We start from the raw sequence: 13,856 nt of genomic DNA, 5'->3' as shown, positions 1-13,856 counted from the left end.
ATTTAGTCTAAATAGAATAATAGCCCGAAATAAGGTAAAATGCACCCTTTCTGAAATTTTAACCTATTTTGGACTGATATAATGTTTGGATTCGACCCAACTCTTATTACTTTTACTATTTATATTTTCGGGATGTTGCTGATTGGCGTACTCGCCTATTATTACACGAATAATTTATCAGATTACATTCTCGGTGGACGTCGTTTAGGCAGTTTTGTTACTGCAATGTCTGCTGGTGCTTCAGATATGTCTGGTTGGCTTTTAATGGGCTTACCTGGTGCGGTATATTTATCAGGCTTAGTTGAAGGCTGGATTGCTATTGGTTTAACTATCGGGGCTTATTTTAACTGGCTTTTAGTGGCTGGTCGTTTGCGTATTTATACAGAATTAAATAATAATGCGCTCACTCTCCCAGAATATTTTCACAATCGTTTTGGTTCATCACACAAATTATTAAAACTTGTTTCTGCCACTATTATTTTAGTGTTTTTTACTATTTATTGTGCTTCTGGTGTAGTGGCTGGCGCAAAATTATTCCAAAATATATTTTCTGTGGAATATTCCACCGCACTTTGGTACGGCGCAGCGGCAACCATTGCTTACACCTTCATCGGAGGTTTCCTCGCGGTAAGCTGGACAGATACCATTCAAGCCACATTAATGATTTTTGCATTAATTTTAACCCCTGTTTTTGTGTTATTAAGTTTCACTGATACCGCTCAATTTTCCGCAGTACTAGAACAAGCTGAGGCTGCCGTAAATAAAGATTTCACGGATTTATTTACTTCTACCACACCACTTGGTTTATTAAGTCTTGCTGCTTGGGGATTGGGCTATTTTGGGCAGCCACATATTTTAGCGCGTTTTATGGCAGCTTATTCTGTCAAATCACTTATCAAAGCTCGCCGCATTAGTATGACATGGATGGTGCTTTGCTTAGGTGGAGCAATCGGTATTGGTTTCTTCGCGATTCCTTATTTCTTTGCCAATCCAGCTATTGCAGGCACAGTTAATCGCGAACCAGAACAGGTTTTTATTGAATTAGCTAAACTTTTATTTAATCCTTGGATCGCGGGCATATTACTTTCAGCTATTTTAGCCGCTGTAATGAGTACGTTAAGCGCGCAATTATTAATTTCTTCAAGCTCAATCACTGAAGATTTCTATAAAGGTTTTATTCGCCCTAAGGCTTCAGAAAAAGAGCTCGTATGGCTTGGCAGAGTTATGGTGTTAGTTATTGCCGCACTTGCTATCTGGATCGCACAAGATGAAAACAGCAAAGTATTAAAACTTGTAGAATTTGCTTGGGCGGGGTTTGGTAGTGCATTTGGCCCTGTTGTACTTTTCTCTCTTTTCTGGAAACGAATGACATCATCGGGTGCAATGGCGGGTATGCTTGTAGGTGCAGTGACAGTATTTGCTTGGAAGGAAGTTGTTCCTGCTGATACTGATTGGTTTAAAGTATATGAAATGATCCCAGGTTTTGCTTTCGCCAGCCTTGCAATTATTGTTATTTCATTACTTTCCAATAAACCAGAACAAGATATTCTTAATACCTTTGATAAAGCAGAAAAGGCTTATAAGGAAGCAAAATGATCGACTTTCGCCCTTTTTATCAACAAATTGCTACTACAAATTTATCGGACTGGTTAGAAACCTTACCACTCCAATTGAAAGAATGGGAAACTCAAACTCATGGCGATTATGCGAAATGGCGCAAAATTGTTGATTTTTTGCCTGATTTACATGCTGATGAAATCGATCTAAAAAGAGCGGTGAAATCTGACCGCACTTCTCCCCTTTCAGAAGGTGAAAAACAACGAATTATCCATCATTTAAAACAATTAATGCCGTGGCGAAAAGGGCCTTATCATCTTTTCGGCATTCATGTAGATTGTGAATGGCGTTCAGATTTTAAATGGGATCGTGTTCTTCCTCATTTAGCTCCCCTGCAAGGTCGCACTATTTTAGACGTGGGTTGTGGCAGCGGTTATCATATGTGGAGAATGGTAGGCGAAGGCGCAAAAATGGTGGTCGGGATTGATCCTACCGAGCTTTTCCTTTGCCAATTTGAAGCTGTACGCAAACTGCTTAATAATGATCGTCGAGCAAATCTTATCCCGCTTGGTATTGAGCAAATGCAACCATTAGCGGCATTTGACACTGTATTTTCAATGGGCGTACTCTATCATCGTAAATCCCCATTAGATCATTTAAGCCAGTTGAAAAATCAATTGGTAAAAGGTGGCGAATTGGTATTAGAAACGTTAGTGGTGGATGGCGATGTAAATACTGTGCTCGTACCAGCAGATCGCTATGCGAAAATGAAAAATGTTTATTTTATCCCCTCTGTCGCCGCACTAATTAACTGGCTAGAAAAAGTTGGCTTTACTAACGTACGTTGTGTGGATGTAGCGACAACTACATTAGAAGAACAGCGTAAAACTGATTGGTTAGAAAATGAAAGCCTGATTGATTTCTTAGATCCAAATGATCACAGTAAAACCATTGAAGGTTATCAAGCACCGAAAAGAGCGGTAATTTTAGCAAATAAATAAAAAAGGAAATTATTCCCTTTTTATTGTACTCGCGTTTCATATTTACAAAGAATAATACTCTAATTCTACTGAAGTTAATGTGGATAATAAGGTTTCAGCCATCGTTTTATGGCTCAATTTTAATGCTTTTTCAGCCATCACAATTCGCTCAATATCACTCAATTTTTTATCATTTAAATACGCAAAATTAAGTGCGGTTTGCAACGCTGGCAAACTCGGATTAAATGCGGCGTTTTCTGCATAACGTCCTGTCACCACATCTCCATTTTTAAATAAAATCGCAATGCCGTGCGGACTATTTGAATAAGGACAATGAGATTGATTTGCCGCTAAAATAGCTTGATTAATCAAATCATCTTGGTGATCTGCAATTAAATCATGATTTTCATCCGCCAAAAGATGCGCTGCAATATCGAGATCTTTTGGTCCAAACGCATCCGGTAAATAAGAATGTAATGGATTATTTTGGCTATGCGGCAAATGAATTGAAATTTTTTCAGCACCGTGCAATTCATTCATAAATTGACGACAATGTCCGCACGGCGTGTAATTGACCACCATATCTGAAATACGGCGTTCATTACGCAACCAAGCGTGAGAAATTGCACTTTGTTCCGCGTGAATCGTTTGCTGAATGGCTGAATTAGCAAATTCTTGATTCGCGCCGAAATAAAAATCCCCTTGTTCGCCAATAGCAATTGCCCCCACATTAAAATGAGAAATAGCAGTATGACTATAACTTGCAGCAAGTGGCAACAAGTGCATAGCCAATTTTAGTGTGGTAAGTTCAAAATTATGACAAAGCTGCTGCACTTGGGAATAATTTAAAAAACCAGCCCAATTTTGTGAACGAAGTTCATTCACAATAGCTTGATTAAGTGCATCATCTTGTGGCAAGGTGTGCTTAATAAGTTCTTGCATAACATATCCTTAGAAAAAATATTAAAAATTATAACTGTACTTATTAAATCAAAATTTATTGTTAGCCGCGATAGTTTGATTAAATATTCATTAAAACTGTGATCTTGATCACTTATTTGATAGCTTCTATTTATTACAAATTCTTAACAAATAAGGCTAAGACTATCAATTATATTGAATAGAACAATTTCACTTCAAATTATAGAAACGTATAATACCCATATCAAAGGGAGGGCATTAGCTCAATTATTCAACTAGAAAAAGGAAATTATTATGTCAAAAACATCAATCGGACTAGATAAAGTTCAATCAGCAGAATTAGCCGATAAACTTAACGAATTACTTGCAACCTACCAAGTTTTCTATACTAATGTACGAGGCTATCACTGGAATATTAAAGGCGTAAACTTCTTTGCATTACACGCAAAATTTGAAGAAATTTATACTAATTTAATTGCTAGAGTAGATGAAGTGGCTGAACGTATTTTAACTTTAGGTTACACACCAAATAATGCTTACAGCCAATACTTAAAAATATCTCGAATTAAAGAAGATATTGCAGTAAGTGAGGCACAAGAATGTTTATCAGGCACATTACAAGGTCTAAAAACATTACTAGATCAACAACGTGAAATTCTTTCTTTTGCAAATAACGCTAATGATGAAGGTACTGCATCACAAATGAGTGACTATATTAAAGAACAAGAAAAATTAGTATGGATGTTCCAAGCAGCGTGCCAAACTTGCCATAATTAATGAATAAATTTCAACGCTAACGAAAACTAACCTGCAATTAATCTAACTCAATAAAGTTAGATAAATTTAATTTGTCTAAGATCAAATTTGATCTAGCAAATTATCTCAAAAGTAAGAGTTTCCTATTTAGAATAGGAATGTCAAATTCAGTCTGAATAAAGGAAACTCTTATACCTCTTATTCACAGTGATCTCTTTAAACTAATTTAGTCAATTTAACCACTAAATTTAACGTTTTTTACCACATCATACATATTTTGGTAGCTATCTTGAATTTCTAACTCTATAGGCTTTTTCAAACCTTTTTTAGCATTAAATTTTTCCACCTGATTTTTAATAAAAGCTTTTCTTTGTACGAAATTCTGTTCGTCAAAATCACGAATCAAATAGGTAAGCTCTACTTGCTCAATATCGCCAGAAAAATCTTCTAAATGATAAAAGCCCGCTTTCCCATCGGTTTTTTCTGGTACTTCATCAACAGGAAAAACTTGCTGAAATTCACAAGCTAAAGTCAGCGCATTCAGCATTTTTCCTTTTGCATAACCTGTGTGAATATTTCGCCCGAAAAACCGCACTTTTGCCGTTGCAGCATTAAAGTTTTCGTATTCTAATTCCCCTACTTCTCCCCCATCAATGGTATATGCCCAATCACAGGAAAACTTTTCCATTGGGAAATAATGGATTCCCAAACCAATTTCTTCATCAGGCGTAAAAGCAACACAAATATTGCAATGGGGAATATTCTCTTTTTGAAGAATGGAAAGTGCGGTCATAATTTCTGCAATTCCCGCTTTATTGTCAGCCCCAAGCAAAGTGGTTCCATCAGTAACAATAAGCGTTTGTCCGACTAATTTTTGCATAAAAGAATAATAAACAGGGCTAATAAATTCCTCGCCAATACCTAATGCAATATCTCCGCCACGATATTCTTCTATCACTTCTGGGCGTACATTTTTACCACTACATTGCGGAGACGTATCAAGATGCGCAACTAAACCAATGGTTTTCGTTAAGTTAGGATCATTAGTGAGTAAAAATGCTGTTACCACTGCATATTTATTTACTTACTTCAACATTCTCCAAACCAAGTTGGATTAATTCTTTTTGCAACTGCATGGCTAACTTCATTTGCCCGACTGAGCTAGGGGAATGCTTCGCATGAGGTTTTGATTGGGTGTGAAAAGACACATAATGTAAAAATCGTTCTAAAAGTTCTGTTTTATCTATTTGAGAAATCATATTCTCGCTCCTTTTAAAAATATCTTTTTTAGTTTAACGAGAAAAATAGAAAACATCTTGATATATAACAATATTTATAAAATTAACGAAGTAAAATTCATCGAAAGTGCGGTTAAATTTCTCGTTATTTTTATGAACGGCGGTTTTTTACTTTCTAAGGCATTAAGTCCTTTTCATTATTAACAATTCACTATATCATAGTCGTCTATTTTTATATGTCGCCCCTGCAGTCTTGCAGGTTTTATTTCTACTCAGTACCAAATCATTGGTGAAATTAGGGAGAAAACCAAAGCTAGTGGAAAATCAGCTTCAAAACAAGCCTATTATTGAGCTTCGTTCAATCAAAAAATCCTATGGTTCTAACACCATTATTAACAATTTCAATCTTACAATTAATAACGGTGAGTTTGTCACTATTCTTGGCCCCTCAGGCTGTGGTAAGACCACAGTTTTACGCTTACTTGCAGGCTTAGAAGAATTGGATTCAGGTAGCATTATTTTAGATGGTGAAGATATCACCAATGTGCCAGCGGAAAAACGTCATATTAATACGGTATTCCAAAGCTATGCGCTATTTCCACATATGACAATTTTTGAGAACGTGGCTTTCGGTTTGCGTATGCAAAAAGTACCAAACGAGGAAATTAAACCGCGTGTTTTAGAAGCCTTGCGTATGGTACAGCTAGAAGAAATGGCGGATCGTAAGCCAACTCAACTTTCTGGCGGACAACAACAACGTATTGCTATCGCTCGTGCCGTAGTAAATAAACCAAAAGTGTTGTTACTTGATGAGTCTTTATCTGCATTGGATTACAAATTGCGTAAACAAATGCAACAAGAACTCAAAATGTTACAACGTCAGCTTGGTATTACCTTTATTTTCGTCACCCACGATCAAGAAGAAGCGATTACAATGTCTGATCGTATTGTATTATTGCGTAAAGGTAAAATCGCACAGGATGGTTCTCCACGTGAAATCTATGAAGATCCAGCTAACTTATTCGTTGCTCGTTTCATTGGCGAAATTAACGTATTTGAAGCCACTGTGATTGAACGAAAATCAGAACAAGTTGTACTGGCAAATGTTGAAGGTCGTATTTGTGATATTTATACGGATATGCCTGTGGAAAAAGATGAAAAACTTCAAGTACTCCTTCGCCCTGAAGATATTGTGATTGAAGAATTAGATGAAAATGAACATTCTAAAGCAATTATCGGTCATATTATTGACCGCACTTATAAAGGAATGACATTAGAATCAACGGTAGAGTTTGATCATAACGGAATGCGTGTCCTTGTAAGTGAATTCTTTAATGAAGATGATCCACATATGGATCATAGCATAGGACAACGCGTAGGTATCACATGGCACGAAGGCTGGGAGGTTGTACTCAACGATGAAGATAATCAATAATAAATTCCAGAAAATTACTGTTGCGATTATCTTCAGTTGGCTAATCTTCTTTGTGCTGATTCCAAACTTATTGGTACTTGCCGTAAGTTTTCTGACTCGAGATGGTAGCAACTTTTATGCATTCCCAATTACTATTGAAAACTATACAAACTTGTTTAATCCGCTTTATGCACAAGTTGTGTGGAATTCATTGTCTATGTCGGGCATCGCCACCATTATTTGCTTACTAATAGGTTATCCATTTGCTTTTATGATGAGTAAAATTCATCCTAAATATCGACCGCTCTTATTGTTCCTTGTGGTTTTACCATTTTGGACAAACTCGTTAATTCGTATTTATGGAATGAAGGTATTTCTTGGCGTGAAAGGCATACTTAACACGATGTTAATTGATATGGGAATTTTGAATGCGCCAATTCGTATTTTGAATACCGAAATTGCGGTAATCATTGGCTTAGTTTATTTACTATTGCCATTTATGATTTTGCCACTCTACTCTGCCATTGAAAAACTAGATAATCGTTTATTAGAAGCAGCACGAGATTTAGGCGCAAATACGTTCCAACGTTTCTTTAGAGTGATTTTACCATTAACTATGCCAGGCATTATCGCGGGTTGTTTATTGGTATTATTGCCAGCAATGGGAATGTTTTATGTAGCAGACCTACTCGGTGGAGCAAAAGTCTTGCTTGTTGGTAACGTAATTAAGAGCGAATTCTTAATTTCTCGTAACTGGCCATTTGGTTCTGCAGTCAGTATTGGTTTAACTGTTCTAATGGCATTGTTGATTTTCGTGTACTACCGCGCGAATAAACTATTGAATAAGAAAGTGGAGTTAGAATAATGAGTCGTTTACTACGTAATGCATTTATGTTTGTGGTATACGCTTATTTGTATATCCCAATTATTATTTTAGTCACTAATTCCTTTAACGAAGATCGTTATGGTTTGAGTTGGAAAGGTTTTAGCTGGAACTGGTACGAGCGTTTATTTAATAACGACACCTTAATACAAGCTGCGATTCATTCGGTAACTATTGCATTTTTTGCGGCTACCCTAGCTACTATTGTAGGTGGATTAACTGCAATCGCACTTTATCGCTATCGATTCCGCGGTAAACAAGCAGTAAGCGGTATGCTATTTATCGTTATGATGTCTCCAGATATTGTAATGGCAGTATCTTTACTTGCATTATTTATGGTTGTGGGTATTTCATTGGGCTTCTGGTCTTTACTACTTGCCCACGTAACTTTCTGCTTACCGTATGTGACCGTAACTATCTTCTCTCGCTTAAATGGCTTTGATTCCAGAATGTTAGAAGCGGCGAAAGACTTAGGTGCAAGCGAAGTGACTATTTTACGTAAAATTATCCTTCCTTTAGCATTACCTGCAGTTGTATCTGGTTGGTTATTAAGTTTCACTATTTCATTAGATGATGTTGTGGTTTCATCATTTGTCAGTGGTGTAAGTTATGAAATCTTACCATTGAGAATATTCTCTCTAGTGAAAACTGGTGTAACACCTGAAGTTAATGCTTTAGCAACGATTATGATCGTGCTTTCATTAGCTCTTGTCGTTTTAAGCCAGATAATTACACGAAAAAATAACCATTAATTAACAAAAGGTTTCACAAACCTTTGAATTTAAAATAGAATACGCCTTGACGCACAATCAAGGCGTTTTTTTATGCCTGTCATTCGGCAGGTGGTTTTTTACGACTCTTTAACAGGAGAACAAACAAAAATGAAAAAATTTGCAGGTTTAATTACTGCCAGCTTCGTAGCTGCAACTTTAACCGCTTGCAACGATAAAGATGCTAAGCAAGAAACTACAAAAGCTACGGCTGCTGCTAATGACACTGTGTATCTCTACACTTGGACAGAATATGTACCTGATGGTCTTTTAGATGAGTTTACTAAAGAAACTGGCATCAAAGTTATCGTTTCAAGCCTAGAATCAAACGAAACAATGTACGCTAAACTCAAAACTCAAGGCGAGTCTGGTGGCTATGATGTTATCGCACCTTCTAACTACTTCGTTTCTAAAATGGCACGCGAAGGAATGTTAAAAGAACTTGATCACAGCAAATTACCTGTTCTTAAAGAATTAGATCCTGATTGGCTCAATAAACCTTATGATAAAGGTAACAAATACTCTCTTCCGCAACTTTTAGGTGCGCCGGGTATCGCATTCAATACCAACACTTACAAAGGCGAACAATTCACTTCTTGGGCGGACTTATGGAAACCTGAATTTGCAAACAAAGTTCAATTATTAGACGATGCACGCGAAGTATTCAACATCGCTTTATTGAAAATTGGTCAAGATCCAAATACTCAAGATCCAGCCATTATCAAACAAGCCTATGAAGAATTATTGAAATTACGTCCAAATGTGCTTTCTTTCAATTCCGATAACCCAGCTAATTCATTCATCTCAGGCGAAGTGGAAGTAGGTCAATTATGGAATGGTTCGGTACGTATTGCTAAAAAAGAAAAAGCACCTTTAAATATGGTATTCCCAAAAGAAGGCCCTGTACTTTGGGTTGATACTCTTGCAATTCCTGCAACAGCTAAAAATTCTGAAGGCGCACACAAGCTGATTAACTACATGTTAGGGAAAAAAACAGCTGAAAAATTAACCTTAGCTATCGGTTACCCAACCTCAAATATTGAAGCGAAAAAAGCATTACCAAAAGAAATCACTGAAGATCCAGCGATTTATCCGTCAGCTGATATATTAAAAAATAGTCACTGGCAAGATGACGTTGGCGATGCAATTCAATTCTATGAACAATATTATCAAGAATTAAAAGCAGCAAAATAATTGGTCAATTAGCAAAGAATTAAAATCTGATTCTGTGCAATATTTCCTATAAATAAAAACGCCCTTTAGGGCGTTTTTTTAACTAACTTAAACTCTCCTTAACTAATTGTAATTTTAGTTTTTAAATCTCTGTGATTAAAATGCTATTCACATTCCTTTAAATATTACTCCAAATATGCATTGGAGACTGCCATTAAACTTTCGCAAATGACGATTCTCTTATTCCAAAATTTTCAATTTCGTTTATATGGTTTCGTTTTTCTGAGAAGTGTGTGCTGTGATTGATACAAAAATACTTTCATTCGCTTCAGTTTTATCTTCAAACATTTCCATATGCGAGCTACTTTGATAAATAAATAATCGCAGACGATGAAAGTAAGATGAAGTAGTTTTATTTATATAAACCAACTCTGCTGAGAATCGTTTTGTCACACCTGCTACAAATATCTCAATAAGTTTATTTTATTCATACTGACTTATGATAGCCTTTATCATTTGGCTACCCTAACCTAAATAGAGTTTTTAGTCGTTATATAGTACAGTTCCTTTGGTTTTACTTGTTTTGAAATATCAAGAAGCCTTTATCTTCAATGATTGAGAAATTTATAAACGAATAAATTTCCTGTAATCATTGACATTTTTTACTGTCATTTTAAATTAACTTGATAATATACGAGCAATAATTATTTTTGCTGATTATAAATGATTTAGTTGTGGTAAAGGCTTATAGCCTTATTGAAAAATTTTTAATTTCACAGTAGCTGATTTTGTTCATAAATTTCTAGAAATTAGTATAGATAACGCATATTAACCAATTCAGGCAGCGATTAAGCGAATTTATGATCGTAGTATCCGCGCAGAAAATACCTAACTGTTGATTCCGTGAAATTCTTATAAAAAATTAAAGATAAATACGCTGCATTCTTGACTTTAAAAAGGACGTCTTAATTCCAACAATTATTGGAATTAATAAAAGTTAGGTACAAAGAAGGATCCTTGCAAATTAGCCCATCGTATTTACAAACTTAAAGATTGTTAGTTAGTTTGTTAGATAGAATAGATACTTAGTTATCAACCTAGAAATCCAATAAACCTAGACAGAAATTAAATAATTCTAGAATATAGCTATTTAATATTCTACAATGTTTAATAATAATCTATTAAACTATATAAGGATATATATGAAAAATAAAATATTATTTATATTCAACCCAATACTGTGTTATTCCAATAATTATAATTTTATTACATTAAATGATGAATTTGACAACTCTGATAAATTCACATTAGTAACATCATCTTCATTACATTTAAAAAAACAGCCATGAATTTTTAAGAAGAAATGTATTTGATATATCTGGTAGTATTAATAGTTCATACAGTAAATACTCATTTGTATCTAGAGAAGAAAGTAGAAAGGAACAATCATACGATAAATTAAGATTTGATACGATAAATATTGGATTATCTACTAAATTAAATAACTTTAAATCAGATTGGAATAAATCAATATACTTTTCATCAGATGCCATAATTAAAAATGAAAATACAAGTTTTTTTAAAAATTTCTATTTAGATTATATAATAGATAAAACTATAGATCCTATAGTTTTATCCTTAAAAACAGGATTGAAATATTACTCAAAGATAAAAAAATATAACCAATATTTCAAACCATCAAATGTAATAAATATAAAACCTAGAGTAGATTTTTTAGTTAATCCACAGATATCTATAAGTTTATCTACAGAAATACAATTAAAAAGTAGTGAAAAGTACAATGAAAAAGTAACAAATGTATCTGGAATAGAAAACTTTTTATCTATAGGAATATCGTATAATTTAAATTTAAAAAATCGTTTATATTTTGAAACTTCTTTTAATACAACAGGTAATTCAGGTGCTACAATCTACCTTAACTTTGAGAAAGATTTATAATTTAATTATCTTATTATGTATATCAGATTATATATCTGCAAGAGAAATTGTTTCATATAATGAATTTAAGAATTTCAATATTATTAGGCAAACAAAAAATAATTCTTGTGGAGCAGCAGATCTTGCCACAATGCTAAAATATAAATTTCATATTAGTGAAATTAACGAAGATACTATTCTATATAAATTGAAAAATCCAAATGAAGAAACATCCTTTTTTGAACTTGCAAGAATTTCAAAAGAATTCAATATAAATGCTATTGGATTAGCATTAATGTTAAAGGAATTATTAAACATAAATAAACCAGTAATTGCCTATGTAAACAACAGTTTAAACAATGATCATTTTATTATCATCAATGGTATTTTAATAAAGAGTTATTAATATCAGATCCAGCAATTGGAAATTACTCACTAAAAGTTTCTGACTTTGAAAAATATGGCTATTGAGAAATGATAAAAAAGGAGATATTTTATACTTGCATAGAGATTCAAAAGATCACTTAGAGTTTATTGACAATATTAAAACAAAACATAGATTATTATTAAGAAATTAAATATGTACATATATGAAATATATAGAAATAATAAGAACCACTTCTTTCTTGATTATTTATTCCCAGTAAAACTTAATAAACCAATATCTATATTTATTGGTGAAAATGGCGTAGGTAAATCAACCATAATGGAGGCTATAGCTATTTATTTAGGTTGCCCAGCAGAAGGCGGTTCAAAAAACTTTAATTTTTCAACTGAAAATACACATATCCAAATACCAAATATGATGATAAAAAAAGGAACTAAATTTCCTAAAGATATATTTTTTTATAGATCAGAAACTTTTTATACCTTTATGAGTGAAATGAAAAAACTAGATGCACCAGAATTTGGAGGGGGTAAAATAAATTCTTACTATGGAGGGGTTGAATTACATAAATTATCTCATGGAGAATCAATGAATGCACTATATATGAATAGATTTAACAAAAATGGGCTATATATATTAGATGAACCCGAATCCTCCTTATCTCTCAACAATCAGCTTAAATTTATTGAAAGAATCGTAACTCTAAGTAGAAATGGAGCCCAATTTATCATTGCAACGCATTCACCTATTATTATGCAAACCCCTGAATCAGAGTTACTAGAAGTGACAAAAAATGGTGTAAAAACAGTTAACTTTCAAGAAACAAACATATATTATATGTATCGTGAGATTATGCAGGATAATTCTCACACTTATCTGAGTAGTATACTAAATCTATAACTGATCAATTAATAGGGGTAACTTTAATGAAAAAATTTTTTATTTTATTAACAGCCATTATTTTTTCATCAGTTTCGCTAGCAAGTAGTAATGAAGTGCAATCATTATTCAAATCATCTCAAAGTGAAAGTGTTACAGTATTATCTCAGAAAGAGCTATCTGAGATTAAAGGTGGTGCTAGATCTCCCTTGTATACCTGTTCAATATGCGGAGCAAAACATGGTGGAGTATATTCTCCTAGTGTATGCTATAACTGCTATAATAAAGGACTTAGAATAAACGGTATTAGACGTCCATAAAAATTATGGGAATAATTGGCCCTCATGAAGGGAAAGAGCTAGATTTAATGTTAAAAGGTTTAAAAAATTTAGCTCTTTTTTATACTGATTATAATATTCCATATGGATTTATCCCATATTTGGAAAATGGTTTCTTTAAAATAAAGAAAGTTAGAACAATAGATTCTAATAGTAATAATTTTTATTACTATATAATATATACAAAAAAACATAAAAGAAAAGCAAAAAAACTATCGATTTTACTCAAAAAAAGTACAAATTGTTTCAATTTAAATTATGAAAGAAAAATAGGAAAATTATTAGGTTATAGTAAAGAAGATATTGAATTTTATATAAAAACTTGTATATCTAATTATATTAATTAAATTTCATAAAGAACCTGTATTGTAGCAAAAGAATTTTGATCAATCCTCCCCATACTAAATTACAACACGAGACGATAACTTCTCCCTACTCCGTAAAAATGTTAAACAAACATAAGAGAGGACAAAAGCTAAATTTGAAAATTAAAGATATCGATCATACGATACTAAAAAGTCAAGTCTTTAGGCTTACCTTTTAAGCGAGGAGTATCATCTAACAAAACTTTACACTGTGTCGCTAGATAAATCACACAGATTTCAAATAGCTCAATAAGTT

At 33.5% G+C, this 13,856-nt stretch carries 12 protein-coding genes and 2 pseudogenes; 11 read left to right on the top strand and 3 right to left on the bottom strand.

Annotated features, from left to right (window positions below):
- Positions 1–81 precede the first annotated feature (81 nt).
- On the top strand, positions 82–1,596 hold the full coding sequence (putP, locus tag DQN49_RS07695; RefSeq protein WP_006996059.1) for a sodium/proline symporter PutP: 1,515 nt from the start codon (positions 82–84) through the stop codon (positions 1,594–1,596).
- Positions 1,593–2,558, top strand: a complete 966-nt coding sequence (gene cmoB / locus DQN49_RS07690) for a tRNA 5-methoxyuridine(34)/uridine 5-oxyacetic acid(34) synthase CmoB (RefSeq protein WP_006996060.1) — start codon at positions 1,593–1,595, stop codon at positions 2,556–2,558. The genes putP and cmoB overlap by 4 nt, the downstream gene beginning before the upstream one ends.
- A gap of 42 nt (positions 2,559–2,600) precedes the next feature.
- On the opposite strand, the gene cdd is transcribed toward cmoB, so the two are convergent.
- Positions 2,601–3,479 (bottom strand): cytidine deaminase, encoded by an 879-nt coding sequence (gene cdd / locus DQN49_RS07685; RefSeq protein WP_006996061.1) that lies wholly within the window; start codon positions 3,477–3,479, stop codon positions 2,601–2,603.
- Between the two features lie 273 nt (positions 3,480–3,752).
- Between cdd and DQN49_RS07680 the strand changes: the two genes are divergently transcribed.
- Positions 3,753–4,235 carry a Dps family protein gene (locus DQN49_RS07680; RefSeq protein ID WP_006996062.1) on the top strand — a complete coding sequence of 161 codons (483 nt, stop codon included), beginning with the start codon at positions 3,753–3,755 and terminating at the stop codon, positions 4,233–4,235.
- A 229-nt stretch (positions 4,236–4,464) separates the two neighbouring features.
- Here DQN49_RS07680 and pepT read toward each other — a convergent pair.
- Positions 4,465–5,473, bottom strand: a pseudogene (gene pepT, locus DQN49_RS07675) (peptidase T); the annotation flags it as partial.
- Between the two features lie 295 nt (positions 5,474–5,768).
- Between pepT and potA the strand changes: the two are divergent.
- The 4 genes from potA to DQN49_RS07650 all read left to right on the top strand — a co-directional run bounded on the left by potA (position 5,769) and on the right by DQN49_RS07650 (position 9,713).
- Positions 5,769–6,887 (top strand): spermidine/putrescine ABC transporter ATP-binding protein PotA, encoded by a 1,119-nt coding sequence (gene potA / locus DQN49_RS07665; RefSeq protein ID WP_032826284.1) that lies wholly within the window; start codon positions 5,769–5,771, stop codon positions 6,885–6,887.
- On the top strand, positions 6,871–7,731 hold the full coding sequence (potB, locus tag DQN49_RS07660) for a spermidine/putrescine ABC transporter permease PotB (RefSeq protein WP_006996067.1): 861 nt from the start codon (positions 6,871–6,873) through the stop codon (positions 7,729–7,731). Before potA ends, potB begins: the two co-directional genes overlap by 17 nt.
- Positions 7,731–8,501: a spermidine/putrescine ABC transporter permease PotC gene (gene potC / locus DQN49_RS07655; protein ID WP_006996068.1), complete on the top strand. Its 771-nt coding sequence runs from the start codon at positions 7,731–7,733 to the stop codon at positions 8,499–8,501. The genes potB and potC overlap by 1 nt, the downstream gene beginning before the upstream one ends.
- Before the next feature lie 129 nt (positions 8,502–8,630).
- Positions 8,631–9,713, top strand: a complete 1,083-nt coding sequence (locus DQN49_RS07650) for an extracellular solute-binding protein (RefSeq protein WP_032826325.1) — start codon at positions 8,631–8,633, stop codon at positions 9,711–9,713.
- Positions 9,714–9,859: 146 nt separating this feature from the next.
- On the opposite strand, the pseudogene DQN49_RS07645 reads toward DQN49_RS07650, so the two are convergent.
- Positions 9,860–10,166: pseudogene (locus tag DQN49_RS07645) on the bottom strand (hypothetical protein); the annotation flags it as partial.
- 1,447 nt (positions 10,167–11,613) lie between these two features.
- Between DQN49_RS07645 and DQN49_RS07630 the strand changes: the two are divergent.
- From DQN49_RS07630 to DQN49_RS07615, 4 genes are all read left to right on the top strand, one after another.
- Positions 11,614–12,036 (top strand): cysteine peptidase family C39 domain-containing protein, encoded by a 423-nt coding sequence (locus DQN49_RS07630; RefSeq protein WP_013525864.1) that lies wholly within the window; start codon positions 11,614–11,616, stop codon positions 12,034–12,036.
- A gap of 174 nt (positions 12,037–12,210) precedes the next feature.
- The gene (locus DQN49_RS07625) at positions 12,211–12,918 is read left to right on the top strand and encodes an AAA family ATPase (RefSeq protein ID WP_006996074.1); all 708 of its coding nucleotides are present in this window, start codon (positions 12,211–12,213) and stop codon (positions 12,916–12,918) included.
- 26 nt (positions 12,919–12,944) lie between these two features.
- Complete coding sequence (locus tag DQN49_RS07620; RefSeq protein ID WP_006996075.1) at positions 12,945–13,217, top strand: hypothetical protein; 273 nt, start codon at positions 12,945–12,947, stop codon at positions 13,215–13,217.
- Between the two features lie 5 nt (positions 13,218–13,222).
- Positions 13,223–13,582: a hemocin immunity protein gene (locus DQN49_RS07615; protein ID WP_223265902.1), complete on the top strand. Its 360-nt coding sequence runs from the start codon at positions 13,223–13,225 to the stop codon at positions 13,580–13,582.
- The last annotated feature ends 274 nt before the right edge of the window (positions 13,583–13,856 follow it).

It is taken from the genome of Haemophilus aegyptius (assembly GCF_900475885.1).
Lineage (GTDB): Bacteria > Pseudomonadota > Gammaproteobacteria > Enterobacterales > Pasteurellaceae > Haemophilus > Haemophilus influenzae.
Note: the sequence above shows the minus strand (reverse complement) of the source record. Positions and strands in the feature narration are given on the sequence as shown.